Origin of the sequence: Methylothermaceae bacteria B42 (genome assembly GCA_001566965.1) — a bacterium.
GTDB lineage: Bacteria > Pseudomonadota > Gammaproteobacteria > Methylococcales > Methylothermaceae > Methylohalobius.
In genome coordinates this window covers 125430-146883 of sequence record LSNW01000031.1, presented here as the reverse complement: position 1 = coordinate 146883, position 21454 = coordinate 125430, and the positions used below count along the sequence as shown (strand labels likewise).

24 protein-coding genes are annotated in these 21454 nt (G+C 52.9%); 10 read left to right on the top strand and 14 right to left on the bottom strand.

What is annotated here, in order from left to right; translation table 11 throughout:
* Window positions 1–7 precede the first annotated feature (7 nt).
* Together AXA67_10755 and AXA67_10750 are read right to left on the bottom strand one after the other, a co-directional pair.
* Entirely contained in the window at window positions 8–601 is a 594-nt protein-coding gene (locus tag AXA67_10755; protein KXJ40329.1) for an NAD(P)H-quinone oxidoreductase, read from the bottom strand.
* Window positions 594–950, bottom strand: a complete 357-nt coding sequence (locus AXA67_10750; protein ID KXJ40328.1) for an arsenate reductase — start codon at window positions 948–950, stop codon at window positions 594–596. The genes AXA67_10755 and AXA67_10750 overlap by 8 nt, the downstream gene beginning before the upstream one ends.
* A 247-nt stretch (window positions 951–1197) precedes the next feature.
* Here AXA67_10750 and AXA67_10745 point away from each other — a divergent pair, with 247 nt between their 5' ends.
* The gene (locus AXA67_10745) at window positions 1198–2601 is read left to right on the top strand and encodes a bifunctional heptose 7-phosphate kinase/heptose 1-phosphate adenyltransferase (protein KXJ40327.1); all 1404 of its coding nucleotides are present in this window, start codon (window positions 1198–1200) and stop codon (window positions 2599–2601) included.
* Window positions 2598–3977 carry a replicative DNA helicase gene (locus AXA67_10740; protein KXJ40326.1) on the top strand — a complete coding sequence of 460 codons (1380 nt, stop codon included), beginning with the start codon at window positions 2598–2600 and terminating at the stop codon, window positions 3975–3977. The genes AXA67_10745 and AXA67_10740 overlap by 4 nt, the downstream gene beginning before the upstream one ends.
* Window positions 3978–4054: 77 nt before the next feature.
* Here AXA67_10740 and AXA67_10735 read toward each other — a convergent pair whose 3' ends face one another.
* The 3 genes from AXA67_10735 to AXA67_10725 all read right to left on the bottom strand — a co-directional run bounded on the left by AXA67_10735 (window position 4055) and on the right by AXA67_10725 (window position 5456).
* Window positions 4055–4480, bottom strand: a complete 426-nt coding sequence (locus AXA67_10735) for a hypothetical protein (protein KXJ40325.1) — start codon at window positions 4478–4480, stop codon at window positions 4055–4057.
* 405 nt (window positions 4481–4885) lie between these two features.
* Window positions 4886–5263 (bottom strand): ribonuclease, encoded by a 378-nt coding sequence (locus AXA67_10730; protein KXJ40324.1) that lies wholly within the window; start codon window positions 5261–5263, stop codon window positions 4886–4888.
* Window positions 5250–5456 (bottom strand): antitoxin, encoded by a 207-nt coding sequence (locus AXA67_10725; protein ID KXJ40323.1) that lies wholly within the window; start codon window positions 5454–5456, stop codon window positions 5250–5252. The genes AXA67_10730 and AXA67_10725 overlap by 14 nt, the downstream gene beginning before the upstream one ends.
* A gap of 82 nt (window positions 5457–5538) precedes the next feature.
* Here AXA67_10725 and AXA67_10720 point away from each other — a divergent pair, with 82 nt between their 5' ends.
* On the top strand, window positions 5539–6633 hold the full coding sequence (locus tag AXA67_10720; protein KXJ40322.1) for a hypothetical protein: 1095 nt from the start codon (window positions 5539–5541) through the stop codon (window positions 6631–6633).
* Complete coding sequence (locus tag AXA67_10715; protein ID KXJ40321.1) at window positions 6608–7972, top strand: DNA repair protein RadA; 1365 nt, start codon at window positions 6608–6610, stop codon at window positions 7970–7972. Before AXA67_10720 ends, AXA67_10715 begins: the two co-directional genes overlap by 26 nt.
* Before the next feature lie 95 nt (window positions 7973–8067).
* Here AXA67_10715 and AXA67_10710 read toward each other — a convergent pair whose 3' ends face one another.
* Entirely contained in the window at window positions 8068–8652 is a 585-nt protein-coding gene (locus AXA67_10710) for a glutamine amidotransferase (GenBank protein ID KXJ40320.1), read from the bottom strand.
* A 188-nt stretch (window positions 8653–8840) separates the two neighbouring features.
* The gene (locus AXA67_10705; protein ID KXJ40319.1) at window positions 8841–9122 is read right to left on the bottom strand and encodes a hypothetical protein; all 282 of its coding nucleotides are present in this window, start codon (window positions 9120–9122) and stop codon (window positions 8841–8843) included.
* Between AXA67_10705 and AXA67_10700 the strand changes: the two genes are divergently transcribed.
* Window positions 9121–9492, top strand: coding sequence for a hypothetical protein (locus AXA67_10700; GenBank protein ID KXJ40318.1), 372 nt, complete (start codon window positions 9121–9123; stop codon window positions 9490–9492). The genes AXA67_10705 and AXA67_10700 overlap by 2 nt on opposite strands.
* A gap of 35 nt (window positions 9493–9527) precedes the next feature.
* Here the strand turns inward: AXA67_10700 and AXA67_10695 are convergent, their stop codons facing one another.
* Window positions 9528–9764 (bottom strand): hypothetical protein, encoded by a 237-nt coding sequence (locus tag AXA67_10695; GenBank protein ID KXJ40317.1) that lies wholly within the window; start codon window positions 9762–9764, stop codon window positions 9528–9530.
* A 57-nt stretch (window positions 9765–9821) separates the two neighbouring features.
* Between AXA67_10695 and AXA67_10690 the strand changes: the two genes are divergently transcribed.
* A complete protein-coding gene (locus AXA67_10690; GenBank protein KXJ40316.1) occupies window positions 9822–10883 on the top strand; it encodes a hypothetical protein in 1062 nt (353 codons plus the stop codon).
* Between the two features lie 177 nt (window positions 10884–11060).
* On the opposite strand, the gene AXA67_10685 is transcribed toward AXA67_10690, so the two are convergent.
* Together AXA67_10685 and AXA67_10680 are read right to left on the bottom strand one after the other, a co-directional pair.
* Window positions 11061–11516, bottom strand: coding sequence for a hypothetical protein (locus tag AXA67_10685; protein KXJ40315.1), 456 nt, complete (start codon window positions 11514–11516; stop codon window positions 11061–11063).
* Window positions 11517–11671: 155 nt separating this feature from the next.
* A complete protein-coding gene (locus tag AXA67_10680; protein KXJ40314.1) occupies window positions 11672–12664 on the bottom strand; it encodes a hypothetical protein in 993 nt (330 codons plus the stop codon).
* Between the two features lie 220 nt (window positions 12665–12884).
* Here AXA67_10680 and AXA67_10675 point away from each other — a divergent pair, with 220 nt between their 5' ends.
* Window positions 12885–13871, top strand: a complete 987-nt coding sequence (locus AXA67_10675; GenBank protein KXJ40313.1) for a hypothetical protein — start codon at window positions 12885–12887, stop codon at window positions 13869–13871.
* A 282-nt stretch (window positions 13872–14153) separates the two neighbouring features.
* The gene (locus AXA67_10670) at window positions 14154–14567 is read left to right on the top strand and encodes a hypothetical protein (protein KXJ40312.1); all 414 of its coding nucleotides are present in this window, start codon (window positions 14154–14156) and stop codon (window positions 14565–14567) included.
* Window position 14568: 1 nt separating this feature from the next.
* Here AXA67_10670 and AXA67_10665 read toward each other — a convergent pair whose 3' ends face one another.
* On the bottom strand, window positions 14569–15456 hold the full coding sequence (locus AXA67_10665) for a LysR family transcriptional regulator (protein ID KXJ40311.1): 888 nt from the start codon (window positions 15454–15456) through the stop codon (window positions 14569–14571).
* 114 nt (window positions 15457–15570) lie between these two features.
* On the opposite strand from AXA67_10665, the gene AXA67_10660 reads away from it, so the two are divergent.
* The gene (locus AXA67_10660; protein ID KXJ40310.1) at window positions 15571–16152 is read left to right on the top strand and encodes a carbonic anhydrase; all 582 of its coding nucleotides are present in this window, start codon (window positions 15571–15573) and stop codon (window positions 16150–16152) included.
* 104 nt (window positions 16153–16256) lie between these two features.
* Here the strand turns inward: AXA67_10660 and AXA67_10655 are convergent, their stop codons facing one another.
* From AXA67_10655 to AXA67_10645, 3 genes are all read right to left on the bottom strand, one after another.
* Entirely contained in the window at window positions 16257–17585 is a 1329-nt protein-coding gene (locus AXA67_10655; GenBank protein KXJ40309.1) for an aminopeptidase, read from the bottom strand.
* On the bottom strand, window positions 17582–18115 hold the full coding sequence (locus tag AXA67_10650) for an RNase III inhibitor (protein ID KXJ40403.1): 534 nt from the start codon (window positions 18113–18115) through the stop codon (window positions 17582–17584). Before AXA67_10650 ends, AXA67_10655 begins: the two co-directional genes overlap by 4 nt.
* 148 nt (window positions 18116–18263) lie before the next feature.
* On the bottom strand, window positions 18264–19265 hold the full coding sequence (locus AXA67_10645; protein ID KXJ40308.1) for a hypothetical protein: 1002 nt from the start codon (window positions 19263–19265) through the stop codon (window positions 18264–18266).
* 56 nt (window positions 19266–19321) lie between these two features.
* Here AXA67_10645 and AXA67_10640 point away from each other — a divergent pair, with 56 nt between their 5' ends.
* Window positions 19322–21448: a glycogen debranching enzyme gene (locus AXA67_10640; protein KXJ40307.1), complete on the top strand. Its 2127-nt coding sequence runs from the start codon at window positions 19322–19324 to the stop codon at window positions 21446–21448.
* Window positions 21449–21454 lie beyond the last annotated feature (6 nt).

Sequence of the window (21454 nt, the reverse complement as noted above, 5' to 3'; positions counted from 1 at the left end):
GCGGGAATCAGGTTGGTTTGAGGGCGAGGGCGATGGTCGCCAGGCGCTGTCCGAGACACAGGCACAGACGCTTTTCTTCCTCGCTTAAGTGTTTGTTTTCCTCTCCGGACAAGTGGCTGGGGCCGTAAGGGGTGCCGCCGGTCTTGGTTTCCATCAAAGCGGTTTCCTGGGAGGGAATGCCGACAATCAGCATGCCGTGGTGGAGCAGGGGCAACATCATGGATAACAGGGTGGTTTCGTGGCCGCCGTGCATGCTGGAAGTGGCGGTGAAAACCCCGGCCGGTTTGCCCGACAACCCGCCGGAAAACCAAATGCTGCTGGTCTGGTCGAGAAAATATTTCAGTGGCGCCGCCATGTTGCCAAAGTGGGTGGGACTGCCCAAGGCCAGGCCATCACAGTGTTGCAAATCCTCCATGGTGGCATAAGGTGGGCCATTGCCAGGGATGACGTCTTCCGTGGCCTCGCACGCCGCCGATACCGGAGGCACGGTACGGACCTTGGCGACAGCGCCTTCCACGCTTTCCACGCCGCGGGCGATGGTGTCCGCCATGGTGGCGGTGGCGCCATAACGGCTGTAGTACAACACCAGAATTTCAGCCATGGGGTAAAATCTCCAATACGTTTTCCGGAGGGCGGCCGAGGGCGGCCTTGTCGCCCACCAGGACAATGGGACGTTCAATGAGAATCGGGTTTTCAATCATCGCCTGAATCAGTTGGTCACGGGTCAAATCTGGGTTATCCAGGCCCTTTTCCTTATAGACCTTTTCTTTTTTGCGCATCAAATCCCTTGGCTCCATGCCCAGTTTGTTCAGGATGGCTTCCAGCTCTTCCTTGCTGGGAGGTGTTTTCAGATATTCGATGATTTCAGGCTCGATGCCTTTTTCTTGCAGCAGCTGTAAAGTCGCACGGGATTTGCTGCAGCGGGGGTTATGATAAATGACAACTTCCATAAGTTTCTCTCGTGGTGATGGTTATTTGATTTCACCGCAGAGGCGCAGAGATCGCAGAGATAAATATTAAGTGAGTTTTGGGGAATACCCTGTGATTTCCGTTACTATGACATTTAATGTAAGTGCTTTAACTACTTCAAGAAAAAATCTCTGCGCCCTCTGCGTCTCCGCGGTAAAAAAAATCCAGCTTATTTTTGCAATGGTGGATTATGGTAAACTGTTTTCCCGAATTTGACACGCGCCTTTCGTGGAACTGCCTGATTTTTCACGTTTAACCCTGCTGGTTGCCGGGGATTTGATGCTGGACCGCTATTGGTCCGGATCGGCTTCGCGCATCTCCCCGGAAGCCCCGGTGCCTGTGGTTCACGTTCACCAGACGGAAGCCCGTCCAGGCGGGGCTGGCAATGTGGCCCTCAATCTTGCGGCCCTAGGGTGCCGGGTGATTCTCATCGGCTGCCGCGGGCAAGACGAGGCTGGCGAAGAACTGGAAACCGCTTTATGCCAATCAGGGATTGATTGCCGTTTGCTCCAGACTTCCTCCCCCACCATTGTGAAATTGAGAGTGCTCAGCCAACACCAGCAATTGATCCGCTTGGACTTTGAACAACCAGCGGCCCAAGGAGCGGAAAACCAACTTGTCGGTCTCTTCAATGCCGCCCTCGAAGAGGCGGATGGTATTGTCCTGTCCGATTACGCCAAAGGGGCTTTGAAAGGATGCGAGGCCTTGCTGTCCATGGCCAGGCGCCAGGACAAACCTGTGGTGGTGGATCCCAAAGGGAATGACTTTTCCCGCTACCGGGGCGCTACGGTGCTCACGCCAAATTCGCGGGAATTTGCCCAAATTGCAGGGCACTGGCGAAGTGAGGAAGAGATGGTGGCCAAGGCAGCCACTGTCAGGAAACAACTGGATCTGCAAGCTTTGTTGATTACCCGCGGTGAATCCGGCTTGACTTTGATGGAAGCGGGCCGTCCACCCCTTCATATACCCGCCGACAGTAAAGAAGTGTTTGATGTGACAGGCGCGGGCGATACCGTGGCTGCCTGGCTGGCGGCCAATTTGGCTGCCGAAATCCCACTGGCACAGGCCGCTCGCTTGGCCAACACCGCTGCCGGGGTGGCGGTTGGAAAACTGGGCGCGGCATCGGTGATGCCTGAGGAAGTGGTTTCCGTCAGCGATACCGATGCGCTCATCAGCCGGTCGCACTTATTCCGGCTGGTCGCCGCCGCCAAGGCCCGGGGCGAGAAAATTGTCGTGACCAATGGCTGTTTCGATATCCTCCACGCCGGTCATATTCAGTATTTGCGAGCCGCCCGCCAACTCGGCGACAGATTGGTGGTGCTGCTGAACGATGACGCATCGGTGCGGCGGCTCAAGGGAGCAGGGAGGCCAATCAATCCACTATCTCATCGCGCCCAAGTGCTGGCGGAACTGGCGTGCGTGGATTGGGTAACGGCGTTTTCCGAAGACACGCCAAAAACCTTGATCTGTGATCTTTTGCCCGATGTGTTGGTCAAGGGCGGCGACTACCCCAATATCCAGGCCATTGCCGGGCATGATTGCGTTTTGGCCAACGGCGGCGAGGTCAAACTGCTGCCCTTGCTGGAAGGTTGTTCTACCACCAAAATCATCGAAACCATGGCGGATTTATGAGTCAGACAGCCGAACAAATCCCACTGCCACCCAAAACGCCGCCCCATTCCATCCAGGCGGAACAATCGGTGCTGGGGGGGCTGATGTTGGATGCCGGGGCTTGGGAAAAGATTGCCGACCGGGTCAGCGAGGAAGATTTTTACCGCAAGGAACACCGGTTGATCTTTCAGGTAATCCGGGAATTGATGGAAAACGATTCTCCCTGCGATGTGGTCACGGTTTCAGAGGCTTTGCAAAACCGCGAACTACTCCAGGCAGTGGGTGGCATGACTTATCTTGCAGCGCTTGCCGGCGAAACCCCCAGCGCCGCCAATATCACCGCTTATGCGGATATTGTCCGCGAGCGCGCCATCTTGCGGCAACTGGCTCACGTGGGGACGGAAATTGCCGATTCCGCTTTCCGCCCCGAGGGCAAGGACGTCAATGAGCTGTTGGAAACCGCCGAGCAGAAAGTCTTCCATATCGCCGATCAGCGCCAGCGCGGCGATGGTGGCTTCAAGGCGATCAAATCCTTGCTGACCCTGGCGGTGGACCGGATTGAGGAGCTTTATGAAAAAGGCGGCACCGTTACCGGAGTCAGCAGCGGTTTTGTCGATCTCGATCAAATGACCGCCGGGCTTCAGCCCGCGGATTTGATTATCGTCGCGGGCCGGCCTTCCATGGGGAAGACCACCTTTGCCATGAATATCGCCGAAAACGTGGCCATCAAGGAGCAGTTGCCGGTGGCGGTATTCAGCATGGAAATGCCCGGCGACCACCTGGCCATGCGGATGATGTCTTCCCTGGGGAGAATAGACCAACACCGGCTGCGGATCGGCCGTCTGGAAGACGAAGAATGGCCGCGCATGACCTCGGCCATCAATATTCTCGCGGGCACCAAACTGTTCATCGACGACACCCCTGCCCTCAGTCCCACGGAACTGCGGGCCCGGGCCCGGCGCTTGACCCGCGAACACGGCCAGTTGGGGTTGATTGTCATCGACTATCTGCAATTGATGCAAGCCCCGGGCGGCGGGGAAAACCGCACCGCGGAAATCTCGGAAATCTCCCGCGGCCTTAAGGCGCTGGCCAAGGAACTGAATGTGCCGGTCATCGCCCTGTCCCAGCTCAACCGTAACCTGGAACAGCGCCCCAACAAGCGGCCGGTCATGTCGGACTTGCGCGAATCTGGCTCCATCGAACAGGATGCCGACGTCATCATATTTATCTACCGCGACGAAGTCTACAACGAGGACAGCCCCGACAAAGGCACGGCGGAAATCATCATCGCCAAGCAGCGTAACGGTCCCATCGGTACCTTGCGGCTTACTTTCCTGGGGCAATACACCCGGTTCGAGAATTTCACCGAAGGAATGTATGACGAGGAGGATTATTGAGGGAGCCTTGTTGGACGCTTTGCGAAGACCGGGTGTTCATCCCAGCCTTCGCATTCAAAGAACTATTTAGCCAATCTTCAGGCTTTTTTACGTCCATCAAAGAGAGTGATAAGGCCCATGATTGCAGAACCCAATAGCCATGCGGCAGCAGGCAGTGGCACTGCCTGAAGGGGGGTGATGGCGCCGCTTTTGAATCCACCGCTGTAACCACTGGCGCCAAATCCAGATACGCTGAATTTGCTGTGGTAATTGCCATTTGCATCCTGACCTAAATCAATGTTGGCCCCATGAGCGGAGGTAAAGCTACCTTTCAAGCGGAGATTAATATCGAGATTTTTGTTATGAAAGCTTTGCTTGAGACTAAATTCGATTGAATCTGGGGCGATCGTGATGCTTAGTGGGTCGAGGTCAGAGCCATAGCCTGGAATACCCAGCTGGCTGAACTGGCCGCTACCATTTTCAAAATCGCCGGGCTGATAGGTCCATTCGAAAGTGCCGGTCATGGTTTTGCCATGTGTCGTAACCACGTTGTCCAGAAAGTAACTTACTGTGGCTGCCTGGGCGGAGCACGTTACTAGTATGGTTGCCATTACCATGCTCGCTATATGGAAGCATGTATTCTTGGCTGGAAGGGTTAGGGCGTTCATGATTATTCTCCTTGTTATTATGAATCGAGTGAAATTGCCATCATACGACAATTGCCAAAATAAAAATGAAGCAACTTGCATACCATCATTTTTTTCTGCTAATTATTCAATAAGTTGATTGTATCGATAGAGTCTTTAGGTCGAAATAAGAAGTATAATGTAAAAAAAACTGACAAATTTACCCAAGGTGGAATGTGTATTTTATCCTAGAGTCTGTAGTGCGCTTGGCGCACCCGAATTTAGCGCAAGGAATATCCTTTTTTAGGAGTAGTTAGATGGAGAAAAGCCAAGTCTTAAATCGCCCGCAACCAAGGCCAGCCGACGGTCGAGGGTCCAGAGACGGGCGTGATTGGTGAGGGTGGTGGCGGCAAGCAAATGAAGGTCGATATAGCCAATGCCGCGGCCCATCAGGTTATTTTGTTCCAGAAAAAACATCGCCTCCTCGTGAGAAGGCAGCGTGGCTTGGGGTAACGCTTCAAGAAGGCGTAAAATGATTTTGCGGTTTTTTAAATGGCCGCAGGCCAATTCGCCGATTACCCAGGGATGAATCAGGACTTGAGCGCGGTTTAAAAGTGCCTCTAACGGGGGCAGTGAATAACGGAAATGATCAATCCAGACAGACGTGTCAATCAGAATCATTTTCGTCCGGGCGCCGGCGGGGAGGAAGCTTTAATTGGGGTTCCGTGCCGCCCAGGCGCGCCAGGCGCCGGGCGCTTTCCCGTTCGATCAATGCCTTGAGCGCTTCCCGGATCAAGGCGGTTTTTTCCTTGGCGCCAGTCAAGCGCTGGGCTTCTTGCAATAATTGGTCGTCAATATTTAAGGTAGTACGCATATTATGTTCCCAAAGGCTATGAGTTTCATGCCTATATTATACATCATTGTATGCCTGAATTAAATGCTTCCGGTGATACGGCTTGAATTTTACTGAATCTATTCACGTTGAGCTGAATTTAAAGGCGTTGCTGGCCAATTTAAGGCAAGTACGCCGCCTGGCCCCAGCTTCCAAGGTGCTCGCGGTGGTCAAGGCGGACGGTTACGGACATGGATTGACGCGGGTGGCGGGGGCCTTGAGAGAGGCTGATGGCTTTGCGGTGGCTCGGATTGAAGAGGGCATCGCCTTGCGCCGGGCCGGCATCGGCCATCCCATTGTGGTGCTGCAAGGATTTCAGGATAAGGAAGCCTGGAATGCCCTTTGCCACTACCGGTTGGAGCCGGTGGTCCATGAATTTTCCCAAATCGAAATGGCGGCAAGGCAACCAGCCCTGCGTCCCTGGATCAAATTTGACAGTGGCATGCACCGGCTGGGCATGGAAGAGAACGAATTTGTGGCCGCGGTAGAGAGACTAATACCCCTGAAGCCGGTGCTGATGAGCCATTTTGCCTGTGCCGATGAGGAAAGCTCTGTAACCGCCGACCAGCTATCAGCTTTCGAGCGGGTAACCCAAGGCTTCGGATTGCCGCGCAGTTGTGCCAATTCCGCGGCGGTGCTTTCCTGTCCCAAAAGTCATTTTGACTGGGTGCGCCCAGGTTTGATGCTCTATGGTATTTCTCCTTTTCCTGGGATCACCGGCCCGGCATTGGGGTTACAGCCGGTGATGACTCTCAAAAGCCGGGTCATCACCGCCAAAAACCTGGCCGAGGGTGAATCGGTCGGCTATGGCGGAACCTGGACCAGCCAGCGTCCCACCCGCTTGGGGGTGGTGGCGGCAGGCTACGGGGATGGCTACCCCCGGGAGGTGCCCTCGGGAACCCCCGTGTTGGTGGAAGGCAAGCGGGTGCCCTTGGTTGGGCGGGTTTCCATGGATATGATCAGCGTGGATTTGACAGATCATCCTGAACTTCAGGCGGGCGCGGAAGTGGTTCTGTGGGGAGCGGGACTGCCGGTGGAAGAGATTGCCCGTTATGCGGGAACGCTCCCCTATACCTTGATTTGCGGCATTACCGCGCGGGTGGCGAAAGTGGAAATGGGAGGCGGAGAGATTCATGGCGCGCGCCAAGGTTGTCTATAGCTGTACCGAGTGTGGCCACACCCAGCCCAAGTGGGCGGGGCGTTGCCCTGGTTGCGGGGCGTGGAGCACGCTGGTGGAAACCATCCCGGAGGTTTCCAGTTCTGGCAATCCGCGTTTTGCCGGTTACGCTGGCGCGGCGGGCCAATCCCAAGTGGTTCCCCTGGGAGAGATAAAAGCCGAGCAAGTGGCGCGTATTTCCACGGGTCTGGCGGAACTGGACCGGGTCTTGGGCAGCGGCCTGGTGAGAGGTTCGGCGGTGTTGATTGGCGGTGATCCTGGGATTGGCAAGTCCACCTTGCTGTTGCAAGCGACCGCGATGCTCAGTGGCCGGGTCGATACTTTGTATGTTACCGGCGAGGAGTCGGTGCAGCAAATCGGCCTCCGTGCCCGGCGCATGAGTGTCGATTGCCGCCAGGTGCCGGTGTTGGCGGAAACCGCTTTGGAACGCATCGTTTCTGTGGCGGAGCAGAAAAAGCCGGAAGTGCTGGTGATCGATTCCATCCAGACGGTTTATACGGAATTACTCAATTCCGCCCCCGGCTCGGTATCCCAGGTGCGCGAGTGCGCCGCCCGCCTGGTGCGCCTGGCCAAATCCCGGCGGATGGCCCTGTTCCTGGTGGGGCACGTCACCAAGGAAGGGGCTTTGGCCGGTCCCCGGGTGTTGGAGCATATGGTGGATACGGTGCTCTATTTTGAAGGCGAGGCGGGCAGTCGTTTCCGGGTGATCCGCGCAGTCAAAAACCGTTTCGGCGCCACTGGCGAACTAGGGGTGTTCGCCATGACCGAGGGGGGGCTGAAGGAGGTCAAGAATCCTTCGGCGATTTTTCTCTCCCGCCAGATTGATGACTGCGCCGGCAGCGCCGTCTGCGTCCTCCGCGAGGGCAGCCGGCCGCTGCTGATCGAAGTGCAGGCGTTGGTGGATGACAGCCCCCTGGGCAATCCCCGCCGTATCACCGTGGGCATGGAAAACAACCGCCTGGCCATGTTGCTGGCGGTGCTTCACCGTCACGGCGGCGTGCCCTTGGCCGGTCAAGACGTATTCATCAACGTGGTGGGTGGGGTGCGTTTGGCGGAGACCGCCGGAGACTTGGCGGTGATCGCGGCGGTGCTTTCCAGCCTCAAGGACCGGGCTATTCCCAAAGACTGGGTGATTTTCGGTGAGATTGGCTTGACGGGTGAAGTCCGTCCCGTGCCCCACGGCGAAGAGCGTCTGCACGAGGCCGCCAAACATGGTTTTAAACGCGCCATTGTCCCCAAGGCCAATGCGCCGAAGAAAGGCATCGAAGGGATGGATATCGTGCCAGTCCGGACCTTGCAGGAGGCATTGGCGTCACTTTGAACTTTACACCGTCACCTGGCAGCCGCACTCCAAAAGAATTTCTACCGGAGACACCATCCGCCGGGTGTGTTCTTTGCGTAAAAGCTCCTCGCGGGTCATGGGGTTATCTGTGTCCCCAACAGCTCGAGGAATTTTTTCATCCATTCGGGATGGGCGGGCCAGGCAGGGGCGGTGACGAAGTTTTTGTCCACGTGGGCGTTGCTGAAGGTTTCATTATTGGGAATATATTTGGCCCCGGCCAGTGCCACTTCGGGCGCGACGGCCGGGTAGCAACTGATTTCGATGCTCTCAATCACTTTCGCCGCCGACAAAATCTGCGCCCCGTGGCAAATGGCGGCGATAGGTTTGCCGTTAGCCGCGAAATGGCGGGTGATTTCCAGCACCCGGTCATTCAGGCGCAGATATTCAGGGGCGCGGCCGCCGGGGATGACCAAGCCGTCGTATTGGTCGGGATCGACGCTATCGAAATCGGCGTTGAGGGCAAAATGGTGGCCGGGTTTTTCAGTATAGGTTTGATCCCCTTCAAAGTCATGGACGGCGGTTTTTACCGTATCGCCGGCTTTTTTGCCGGGGCAGACCGCGTCTACCTGGTGACCTGCCATCATCAGCACTTGAAAGGGTACCATCACTTCGTAATCTTCCACAAAGTCGCCGGCCAGCAGCAAAATACGCTTTGCCATGGTTTTTCCTCCTTCAATGGGTTGCAGTTGTGATATAGGAATATTACAGTGCTAGGGCTTGCAAGTGAAATGTCTCTCTTATGGACGCAGAGGTAACGCGGTAATTTGAAAATGTGGTTGAATCCGGCAAAAGTCGTTTTCAAGACCGTTATTTCGACCGGCAGGAGAAATTTTTCAGTAGCTTGACATCACGGGGTGAAACACCGGATTGTCATTACAAAATGGAGGAACTTGATGAAAAAACTAAAATCACCAGCGCGCTTTACGATTGGTTTGAATGTATTTTTGCTACCGCTTCTTGTGGGTGGATGCGCTTCAAGCGGGGGTGGCGATTCGGCCCTTAGCGGGGCTCGGTCCTCATCCAAGGCGTTGAGTTCGGTAAATGCTGCGGCCTCTTCGGTCGGGACGGCAGCCCAAAGCGTGCAACAGGCATCGTCATTGGCTTCCAATTCGGGAGGATTGGTGAGCATGTTAACCAATCAACTGGGCGTGACCCCCGCTCAGGCCGCGGGAGGTTCCGGCGCGATTTTTCAGGCCGCCAAGGCACGCATGGCGCCGAGCGCTTTCCAAACCCTGACAGCCAAGGTGCCGGAGGTGACCCAGTTACTGAACCAAGCACCCGCGGCTTCCAGTGGATCGGCATTGAGCCGGGGGATTTCCGCCTTGGGGGGCGGTAATTCTTCAGCAGCCACCTTGCTGCAATTGGGGCAAACCTTCAAAAGCCTGAATATGTCTCCTGACATGGTGAACCAATTCGTTCCAGTGGTGGTGAATTATGTGAAAAGCCAAGGTGGCCAAGCGTTGAGCAATATGTTGCAGACTGCCCTGATTGGGGGGTAGGCAGTCATCTTATCCATGCCTATCGAGCATTAAAGCTAGGCTGTTCCAGCCTTCCGGCCACGGGAAGCCGTGAACCTGTCCTGGGGTTTGACGGCGGTCATCCGGGCCGCCCAGCCGCGGATTGGAAGGGTGTCGCAAAAGGCGACAGCCTCTGCGATGCATGGATGCATCGCCAGTTTCGATGGACATAAGCCATCGAAAATGGAGGAATTGGAAAATCGCGCTTTTCCGATTTCGAGTTGCATAAGTTCAAGGATGGGCTTTTGCGACATCCTCGGATGGGAGGGTGGAACACTTTTGCCGTATAAAGTTTAGAGGTAAGTCTTGCTATGAATGAATGCCGCCACTGGCCGTGGTTGTTGATTCCCCTGGTCATGGGAGGGTTGATCTATCTTTTGGCACCGATTCTGACGCCTTTTGTCATTGGCGCCTTGCTGGCCTATCTGGGCGATCCGCTCGCTGACCGTCTGGAAAAGTTAAAGTTGAGCCGTACTATGGCGGTGGTGATTGTTTTTTTGATTATGTTGTTGACCTTCATTGCCGTTCTATTGATTCTGATCCCTGCTTTGGAGGCGCAGATTTCCCGCTTTCTAGGTGATCTTCCCCGCTATCTGGATTGGATTCGCAGTACCGCCATCCCGTGGTTGGAGCGACGCTTGGACCTGGAAATAGGCACCATCGATGCTGATCGTTTTATCGATTTGATCAAGCAGGATTGGCAAAAAGCCGGCGGTATCGCGGCGGCCTTGGCCGGTTCCATCACCCGTTCCGGGGCGGCCATTTTGGCTTGGCTGATGAATTTCCTATTGATCCCGGTCGTGGCGTTTTATTTGCTCCGGGATTGGGACAACATGGTGGCGCGGATCGCCGATCTGCTGCCGCGCCGCTGGATGCCCGTGGCCGCCCGATTGGCTAAGGAATCGGACGAAGTGCTCAGCGCCTTTATGCGGGGCCAGCTCACCGTGATGCTGGCGTTGGGCGCAATTTACAGTTTGGGGCTTTGGATGGTCGGGCTCAATACCGCTTTAGTCATTGGCATGATTGCCGGCTTGATTAGTTTTGTGCCTTATCTGGGCACTTTCGTGGGTGTGGTGCTGGGTGTATTGGCGGCCCTGGTGCAATTTCATGACCTGATTCACGTAGGCTGGGTGCTGGTGGTTTTTGTTGTCGGCCAGATGTTGGAGGGGATGGTGCTGACGCCATTGCTGGTCGGCGACAAAATTGGCCTGCACCCGGTGACGGTGATTTTTTCGGTCATGGCTGGCGGACAACTCTTCGGCTTTTTGGGCATTTTACTGGCCTTGCCGGTGGCCTCTGTCATTATGGTATTGCTGCGCCATGTGCATGATTTGTATAAAGAAAGTGAGTTGTATGCCAGCCAGTCTAAATGAATGTCCGGCATGGTCTCTTCGCAATGAATGCAGAAAGCAAAAGCAATAATCCTCCTCAGGGGCTTCTTTAAAAAAAACAGGGTAATCATTATCCAACCAGCTCGAATATCGGAAACGTTTCCGGTTACATGATGGGTCAGATTCTGAACTTTAATCATGTTATTGTTCTGACTCTTCTTATTTGAACAACGCTTCCATCTTATCCACAAGCAGCCTGAGCTCGAGGGGATGGCGATTGATCACGGTGATACACTTTTTATAGTCTGAAATCTCGATACACACTTGCTGGCTGGCCACATCAGCGAGGCGGCCAGTAAAAAGCCTGAGCGTACCATCATCCATCAAGACCACATGCCTTTGTACGCCGTAGCTATCCGGTAATTCAAAGAAATGGATTCGGTAAAACTCATTGATCAGTTCCACCAGCTGCTTTTTTGAAAGGGTGATTTCCTTTCTTTTGTTTTTGTCGACGGCCTGAACGGCCTTGCCATCACCCGTAATCGTGATGCGATAACTTCCAGGGATACCGTGCCCGGTCTGATGTAGCACGGTGATACGAACCTCTTTGAGTGGAAACTGCCTGGGTGGGTATTCCGTTTTAGAGAGTTCATTGCCTGATGCGGTATTCATCATTAGCAGGACTCCAGTAATAATTAAACTCAAAATCGTTGAACGTGACATGACAAGCTACCTTATGTTGTTGAATGACAGTCTATCTATATAACGCGGCAGACACGAAAAAAGGGGTTCGAATTGAACCCCTTTTTACATATCCGACAGAGGTTTGATCAGGCTTGCGATACGCCTGTTTTTCTACGCCTCAGCCCAAACAACGCCATCATGCCAGTCCCGAACAGCCAGCCGGCTGCCGGAATCGGAACCGGAGTTGTACTGACCTGAGTATAACCGATGTCCTTGAGAATGCCGATTTCAATGGCGGAGAGAGTTCGGGCACTAGGACCCGTATCTGTTGCTTGCTCCATCAAGAGATTTTGAGAGGTGAAAAAGTCATCGTCCAGATGGGCGATACTGCTACCTTCAGCCCACGTAGTTGGGGAGTAAAGATTTACCGGGTTTCCTCCATTTGCAGCCTTTGCGTTTGGCCCGCTGAAGAAGGCGCCATTGGTTCCTGTACCGCCTGTCAAATCTGGAAGTTCGGAAGTCTGGAAGACGCCTGAGTCATCAACCATACGGTTTCCATCATGATCGGTGACGAATTTATCATATACAAAGTACTGATCGGCATCTTGTCCTACAGTTACTCCTTGAAGAAATCCGCCCCCATTCTTGCCGATCGCGCTACTGAATCCAAAGGCGTGAAGCAACTCATGCATGGCGGTTGATTTAAAGTCAAAAGCAGACGTTGAGACATTATCATCGAGATCCCACGGTTGCCCAAAATCCCAGTTGATCTTTCCATCTACAGCAGCACCATTGGCATCTGTGCCATTTAAGATCTTATGCTGCACAACTGTATTTTGAAAGCCTGAATTGAAATTGATGGTATCACTTCCAGCCGAAGCAAGTGCGCCGGTATTCGTTTTTTCTGAGATTACGTCGAAGGTCAGGGTGGCATTGTAGTTGGAAAAGTAGGCTCCCAGCATGGCAGCCCCCTGCTTTAGCGCGTTTTTCCGAGCTGCTCCAAGGGAAGGGTCGAAAAAACCAATTCCATTACCGGGATCTATATAATTGAATTGAAAAGTCAACGCTGCCTGCGCAGGTTGTTGAGCCAGTAGGCCTGCTGTCAGGGCACTGGCTAGAAAAATCGTTTTGGTCTTCATAATTTTTCCTTCCTTAAATATTCAATATATTGTCTGAAAGTATTTAATATTTTGTCCGGTAACCCTCAAGCGGATTTCCTCTTTTGATTATGTCTTACAATAACTTACAGGCAACATTTTAATTAAATATTTTGTTAAAAATATCCGAAATGCGAAAGTTTTTTACCGCCGAGTGAGTGATGGTTGAGAAAAAGATGATCGGATCAAAACCGGAAAACAGATGACAATTTCTCTTAAGACCTATGAATTCCATGAAATCGATCAGTACATGGAATACATCTCTAAGTATCAGGACAGCCGGGTTGTGCAGTTGCAACCGGGATGCTTTCTGCACAAGGAGGCGATGCTCGAATTTGATGATTTTATGGTTTTCCAGTTTACAAGTGGGCAGAAATTACTGGATAGGTTTTCCATACCTCCGGGCTATCTGGAATTTTTTATCACTTCACCCGCTGTTGAAAATTGCATATGGTGTGGTGTGGAGATTCAGCCTGATTCTCTCGTCGTCATTCACCCGGGACAGGAATACTTGGTGCTGCTTCCACCGGGCTACCAGGCACTGGGGATCCTAATTAAAACCGATATGGTTCTGCGGGAACGCTTGCTGCCCGATGCTTTGTGGCAGCGGACATTTGAACCAGAAAAGGCTTTTTTTCGGCATGAATCTTCCCGGATCGTGCTTTTCCGCAATCGTCTTCAGAGGTTATTCCTATCAGCAACCGATCTACAACAGCCTTTGAACCATGGGCCGACTGCCTTAGCACTGAAAAACTGGGTAGTCGATGAGCTGCAAACAATTTTTCTGGATATTGAGATAGGGCTGAATCCCGGAAGACCATTGCCTAAGATGGCAGTGAACAAACGATTCAGAATCTTTTCAAGAACAACCGAGGTGATTGAAGAACAATTGACAGAGTCTTTTTCCATCCAGCAACTTGCAGATGAGATCGGAATTACGCCCAGGGCCCTGCAACTATGTTTCAAGGAAATAGTGGGTATTTCACCCGGCCAATATATCACTACCCGCAAGCTTCATGCCGTTCGCCAACAGCTTTGCGAAAGTCAGAATTTGCAGCTCTCCATTTCTCACCTGGCCCAGGATTTCGGCTTCCAACATGCAAGCCGTTTTGCCTCGCAATATAAGGCTATGTTTCATGAGCTTCCCAGTTCGACGCTGAAAAGAAAACGCCGAGCAATAAAGAAATAGGAACTAATTTTGGTTGCCAGGTATCGGCAAGCAAAGACTGGCCATCATGGCCCTACAACTCATAACATGACAACGGGCAAAGACGCCTAGCTCACAACACCAATACCCAAACTACTAACAAAAACAACGGAACGCACATGAGCGTAAACCAGTAATATCATCAATGTTGCTTAACAGTTCTACAGATGGAAGTGGAGTCATATGAAATTGTTTCAATTGTATTCCAGCTGTATATGGGTATGCTTTCAACGATGATTTAGAAATCACAGAGGAGGCAAGGCGATGAAATTTCCTTTAATAACGGTACTCATGGCGGGATTATGTTGGGCAACTATAGTTGGCGCCGAAAAAAATAAAGCCAAAATGCCAGAAAGAGAGGTGCTGATGGCGAAAGCCGTGACCTTACCCGGCAATCAAGTGGTAGCAAAAGTGATACGGGTGTATTTCCCGGCGGGATTTAAAACCCCTGAACACATTCATAAAGGGCCGGGACCGCGTTATGTGCTTCAAGGAAAGATGAAGATTGTCGACAAAAATTCGACGGAAGTTTACGGCCCTGGGGAAGTGTTTTGGGAAACCGGCGAGCCTATGGTTGCTGAGAACGCTGGTGATGGCGAGGCAATTTTATTGATTTTTGAAATGGCGCCGCCTGCCGAGAAGAAAAAACTCAAGAAAATCATTATCAAGCCACAATGAGCTATTGCTCAGAGAAGTATGTCTGTAAAAACCGGACAAAGGTCGTGATCTTTGCCGGGATAAAGCGGCGTTGCAGGTAAAAAGCATAGATGGGTAAATCCTTAACGCAGAAATCGAGCAGGATTTCCTTAAGCCTGCCGTCAGCAAGGTAAGGTTTGGCCGTGGTACTGGGCACTTGAATAATGCCCATATCCATGGCCGCCGCCTCGCATAAGGCAGTCCCGTTGTTGGAGGCGAATTGCCAATGGCATTTGAATTCTATAGACCGGCCATTGTCGTGGAATAGCCAATGATTGCCATGGGGTGTATTGATGAATCCCAGACACTGATGTTGGTGAAGATCGGTAATGGTGCGAGGCTCGCCATGGGCGGCTAAATAGCCAGGGGAGGCGAAAGTGCATAGTTCGGTGGAGGTGATTTGTTTGGCGATCATCCCGTGATGGGGAGTGTCGGTGATTCTGATGACCAAGTCAAAATCGCCGCTGCTCAAATCGATGAATCGATTTTCCAGAGTCAGGGAAAGCGCTACCTTGGGATGGCTTTGGCGATAGGCTGTGACGGCGGGCACCAGATACATCAGGCCAAAATCGATGGGTGCGGCAACAATCAGGGTTCCTCGAGTACCTTCTCCCAAGGCGCTGACGGAGTTTTCCAGTTCCTCAAGATCTTCCAGCAATTGTTTACTCCGCTGGTAATAGCCCCGTCCGGCTTCGGTCAGGCTAAGACGGCGAGTGGTGCGGGTTAACAGGGAAAGTCCCAGTTCCTTTTCCAACTGGGTGACGTGCTTTCCTACCATGGTTGGGGACAAATCCCATTCGCGGGCAGCGGCTGTAAGGCTCCCCAACTCGACCACCCGGCAAAATATACGCATGCTCTTGAATTTATCCATGGACGCATTATAAACCTGAAGTTCAAAGAGCTTAAAATTTTGCCTAATTTATCTTTCGGTTTTTTGTAATTACTATTGGATACTAATTTCCATAACAACAATGAGGCTAAGCAAATGAGTACAATCGTCGATGAAGTCCTGCAAGCAAATCAGCAATATGCCGCCGAATTTGGTGACAAAGCGAATTTGCCCATGCCCCCAGGGCGGCACTTTGCCATTTTGACCTGTATGGATGCGCGTTTGGATCCTGCGAAATATGCTGGCTTGGCGGAAGGCGATGCTCATGTTATCCGTAATGCGGGCGGAAGAGCCAGCGATGACGCGATCCGTTCCCTGGTGATTTCCTACAAACTGTTGGGAACGCGGGAATGGTTTGTTATCCATCACACCGATTGCGGCATGGAAACCTTTACTAATGACATTATGGCGGATTTGTTATCCCATAGTCTTAAAACCGCTGTTATCGATGAAAGTGGTTGGCATGATGTCGGTGAAGGTCCCGGTTCACCCGATGGCAAGTATATTAATTGGCTGACCATCAAAGATCAGGCACAAAGCGTTTTGGATGATGTGATTCGGATCAAGTCCCACCCTTTGGTACCCCAGGAGATTCCGATTTATGGTTATATTTTTGATGTCAAAAGTGGCCGGTTGATTGAAGTTCCAGAAGCTACCAAGGCTGGTCAACCTGGCTAACCTCTAAACACCTACCATTTTCCCTCCCCCCATTACATTTAAGATCAGGTGGAAAGGAGGTGATTATGCCCTGTGGAGCTAGCGTCCGCTCCACAGGGTTTTTTTCAAGCATTGACCGGAATCATAGGGCTGGCAAAAAACCGCTCCAGCACCCGAATCAAATCCCCGTGGTCCTTCACGCCCGCGCTTTCTCGGATACTGTGCATAGCCCACAAGGGGTTGCCGATATCGATACTGCGCAGACCCAGCCGCGACGAAACAATGGGCCCAATGGTACTGCCGCATGGCAGATTACTGCGGTGGCAATAGTGTTGCCAACTGACGCCCGCTTCTTCGCACCAGCCCATAAACAATGCTTGGGAAAAGGCTTCGCTGGTGTAACGGACATTGGCATTGGTCTTGATGGCGGGGCCACGGTTCACGATCAGCTTGTGATCGGCATCGTAACCCCAGTCGAAATTAGGCTGATAGGCATGGGCCATATCGGCGCTGATTAAAAAGCTGGCCGCCAGGGCCTGTTTTGTCGAGGCATCGTCCAATCCAAAAGCGTTGCTGATGCGCTGCAAGATGTCGGCCAGGAAACTACCGCTGGCCCCCTTGAAACTTTCCGAGCCGATTTCCTCGTGATCGAACAAGGCGCAGACGCGGGTGGCGGCGCTTTCATCCTCACTGAAGAGTGCGCTCAGCGCCGCGTGGCAAGAGGCAAGATTGTCAAGCCGAGGGGAAGCGATGAATTCCTGATCCGGCCCCCAAAAAGTGCCTGCTTGGGTATCGTAGGCATTCAGTTCCCAACTGAGAATGGCGTCTGGATCACAATCCAGATGGCTAGCCAATAATTGTATAAAAAGGTCCTGATTTGGCGGCTTTTCCTGGGAAACCGCCAGCAACAAAGGCAGTTCGGTTTGAGGATTGAGTTTGAGCCCTTCCTCGTTGACCTTGCGGTTCATGTGAATGGCAAGATTGGGCAGGCGCAACAACGGAGTATCGAAGTCTATCAGGCAAACCGCAGGCTTTTCCGGAGTGTCGGTGCGCAGCGCCACTCTGCCGGCCAGGCTCAAGTCCCGGTCGGTCCAAGTGGGAAGAATGGGGCTGCCATAGACTTCCACGCCCAGCCGCAACATGGGATCGGCTTGTTGGAGGGGGTTGGGTTTGAGACGCAGGCCCGGAGAATCGGTATGGGCGCCGACAATACGGAAACCGGCCAGGGGCAGGGGGGCCGCGCCGGTAATGAACGCGATCAGGGATGAATCGTCACGAATGACGTAATAGCGGCCGCTTTCCTCCAACTCCCAGGCGTCCCGTTCCTCCAGACACTGAAATCCTTCTTCCTCCAGCCACTCGGCAGCGGTGGTCGCGGCATGCCAGGGGCTGGGCGAGGCATTGAGGTAACGGAGCAACGCCTCGGCCTGGCGGCGGTGTTCACTGTCAATCATTGCTTGGCAATGTTTTCTTGTTGAAATTTGGAAAGCGCGTCTTGATAAGCTTGATACACCTTGTCGTCAAAACAAACCAAATAGATTTTTTCGATTTGAGGGTTGTCCTGCAAACACTCTTTCAGGGTGCGGATGGCGATTTCCGCCGCTTGCTCCGCGGGGAAATGATAGACGCCGCAAGAGATGGCGGGGAAAGCGATGGTTTTGACGCCATATTCCTTGGCCAGCTTCATGCATTCCCGATAACAGGAAGCTAGCAGCTCGGCTTCTCCGTGGGTACCGCCATGCCAAATGGGGCCCACGGCATGGAATACATAACGGGCGGGGAGCCGGTACCCCTTGGTTGCCTTGGCTTTGCCGGTTTCGCAACCGCCCAGCTTTCTACATTCTTCCAGCAGCTGCGGCCCTGCCGCCCGGTGAATGGCGCCATCCACGCCACCCCCGCCCAGCAAGGAGCTATTGGCGGCATTGACGATGGCATCCACATTGAGTTTGGTGATATCGCCGCGTATGACTTCCATCCTTTCCATGAAATCCATCATATTCATTTTTTGGTTAGGACGCCAGAGCACATTCATGGCGCTCAGAAAATGAGTGCGTTTAGGGGTGTTGAACGTTTTGTGACGTGGAATGATGAGCAGGGATCTTTGCCCTGCTCATTTCATCTGACTGATGAGATTATTTTTTTTCTCGGGGTTGGCCGAGTTTTTGCTTTAAAGCGTGCAGTTTTTGCTTGATTTTATTCCACAGTCCACCCCCATGCCGCTTGGATTTGACGGTTTTTTCCAATGCGGAGATGGCATTGTAAAGCTGTTTGTAGTCTTTCTTCTTTCCATAGCCTAGAAATTGGGCTACTGCCAAATTTTCCCTGGCTTGTTGAGTCAGTTTCAAAATACTGTCTCGAACCTTGGGGTCATTCAAATCTGCCGTATGTTCCAGCGCGAATGCTTTATCCAACAGGTCTTCCGCTCTTAAAACCGCCAAAGGAGTCACTTCTTCTGTCACTACTAGGGAGTCAATAGTTTCAGCCAAAGCTGCTTTGGCCTCATCCAGTTTTCCCGCCTCGAGTAATGGCGCAATTGCCTCAATATCATGGGGGTAGGTTGCCAAGGGTAAGCTGACGACGGTGACGGTTATATCGTCGCGAAGCTGATCTAGGATGACTCGGGCATCCTGATATCGCTTATCGTCTACAAGGTCCTCTACCTGTTTTTCCGCCTTTTTGATGGCCTCGGCGTCGGCATCCAGAGTTCTGACGACCACATCCACATCCACCGGCAACAATCCAAGCTCTGGATAACGTGCCACGAGTAAATGCAGTTTACCCGTGGCAATTTCCAAGGCGGCTTCCGCTTCCTTTACGTTGCCGTGTTCCAAGGCCGTTAGCGCTTGGCGGGTGGCCATTACCGCATCCACCGCTTCTTGAATCACCTGCTTGGCCTTTTCTTTCAGCAGTTTGTCCCGCTGCATGCGGTCCGGTAACAAGACCACATCGCCCGCGTGGTGGGCTGCCGGTTTGGCTGTCTTGGCCAGGGTTAAGCCTGGTACGGCAACTGCCAGTGCAGACGCAAAAATTATTCCTAAGGACATTTGGCTTTTCTTCATCAGATTCCCCCATCTAGTCAGTTTATTTGAAGTTTCTAATATAACAAACAGATAGGTAAAAATATCGCTTTCCATTAAGATAAATAGAAAAACGTTGGTTATCCCTCGATTGAAATGGTGCGGGATGGCAGATGAAAAAACTCCATGAATACCTCTCCGCCGTCAGTGAATCCGGCCGGGTCCGTGCCGGCACGCCCTTGCCATTGGGTGCCCAGATACACGGCAACGGTGTAAATTTCGCCCTCTTTGCCCGCCATGCCACCGCTGTGCGGCTGGAATTGTATGATCAGCCAGATGATGGCATCCCTTCCCTGGCCGTGGATCTCAATCCGCTGCATCACCGCACTGGCGATATCTGGCACGTTTGGATTGGCGGCATCTCTTTGGGCCAATGCTATGGCTATCGGGTAGATGGCCCTTACCAGCCGATGTCGGGCTTGCGTTTCAACCGCCATAAATTGCTGCTCGACCCTTATGCAAAAGCGATCACCCGCAAAGACGACTGGGAGTTTGATGATGCCTTGGGTTATAACCCTGACTCGCCAGTGCTGGATCTTTCCTTCTCGGAGCAGGACAATGCCGCTCTCATGCCGAAATGTGTTTGTATCCCGGAATATTTTGACTGGGGCCAGGATAGTCCTCCGCGCCACCCTTGGTCTAAGACCCTAATCTACGAAACCCATGTGCGGGGATTGACCATTCATCCCAGCTCAGGAGTTCAGCATCCTGGCACCTACCGGGGGTTGATTGAAAAACTGCCCTTTTTGCAGGCATTGGGGATTACAGCGGTTGAACTGATGCCGGTGCAAGAATTTAATCAGAACGAACTTAAGCGTTGCAATCCCCTCACTGGTGAAAGATTGAAAAATTATTGGGGCTATAACCCCGTGGCGTTTTCCGCTCCCAAGGCGTCCTATGCCAGTGCTGGAGGACAGGGTCATCAGTTGTTGGAATTCAAGGAGATGGTCAAGGCTTGCCATCGGGCCGGCATCGAGGTGATCCTGGATGTGGTGTTCAATCATACGGCCGAAGGCAACGAGTTGGGGCCGACTTTGTCCTGGCGGGGTATCGATAATCCAGTCTATTACCTACTGGAAGACAACAAACGCCGGTACCTCGATTTTTCCGGTACTGGGAATAGTATCTATGCCAATCATCCGGTAGTGCGGGACATGATTCTCGATAGCTTGCGTTACTGGGTGCTGGAATTGCATGTCGATGGTTTCCGTTTTGATTTGGCGTCGGTGCTGGCCCGGGACCGATGGGGCAACCTGTTACCAGACCCGCCTCTGCTGGAACGGATCGCCGAAGATCCTATCCTGCGTCAGGTCAAGCTGATTGCCGAAGCTTGGGATGCCGCCGGGGCCTATCAGGTGGGGCAATTTTCCGAACGGCGCTGGGCTGAATGGAATGGCCGGTACCGGGATGAGGTGCGCAGATTCTGGCGCGGTGACGATGGCATGCTTGGCCTATTCGCTTCCCGCATTTGCGGCAGTTCCGATCTCTATCAGCACTCCGGCAAGGGACCGGAGGCCAGCATTAATTACATCACCTGCCATGACGGTTTCACCCTCAACGATTTGGTCAGTTACGCCTACAAGCACAATGAGGCCAACGGCGAGGCCAACCATGACGGCATGGACGAGAATTTCAGCGCCAATTACGGCGTTGAGGGCCCGACCGATGACCCCGTCATCGAACAGCTACGCCAGCGCCAGATCAAAAATTTCCTGCTGACATTGTTTATTTCCCGCGGGGTTCCCATGCTTTTAGGGGGGGACGAATTCCGTCGCAGTCAAAGAGGCAACAACAATGCCTATTGCCAGGATAACGAAATCAGTTGGTACGATTGGCGCTTGCTTAACCGTCACCGGCAAATCCACCGTTTTACCCAGGGTATGATTGCGCTGCGTAAAGCCCATCCGGTATTGTCCAAAGAGGCGTTTTACCACAGTCAGGATATCCTCTGGTTCAACCCCAAGGGAAAGCCCCCCGACTGGTGGGATCCCCGGGCGAAGCAGTTGGGGTGTCTTATTTACGGCGAAGGGGAAGGGGATCTGTGTCTGCTCTTCAATGCTGGCGATACCGAGGTCAGTTTCACGTTGCCGCCGCCTCCCACAGGGCGCTGGCGTCGGGTTGCGGATACCGCGCTTCTCCCACCCGCCGATATCAGCGCATCGGGTAAAGCAGTGCATATCTCCCCGCAGGATTGCTACTGCGTCCTTGACCATAGCAGCGTCATCTTGCTCGCCTTGTAAAGTTTG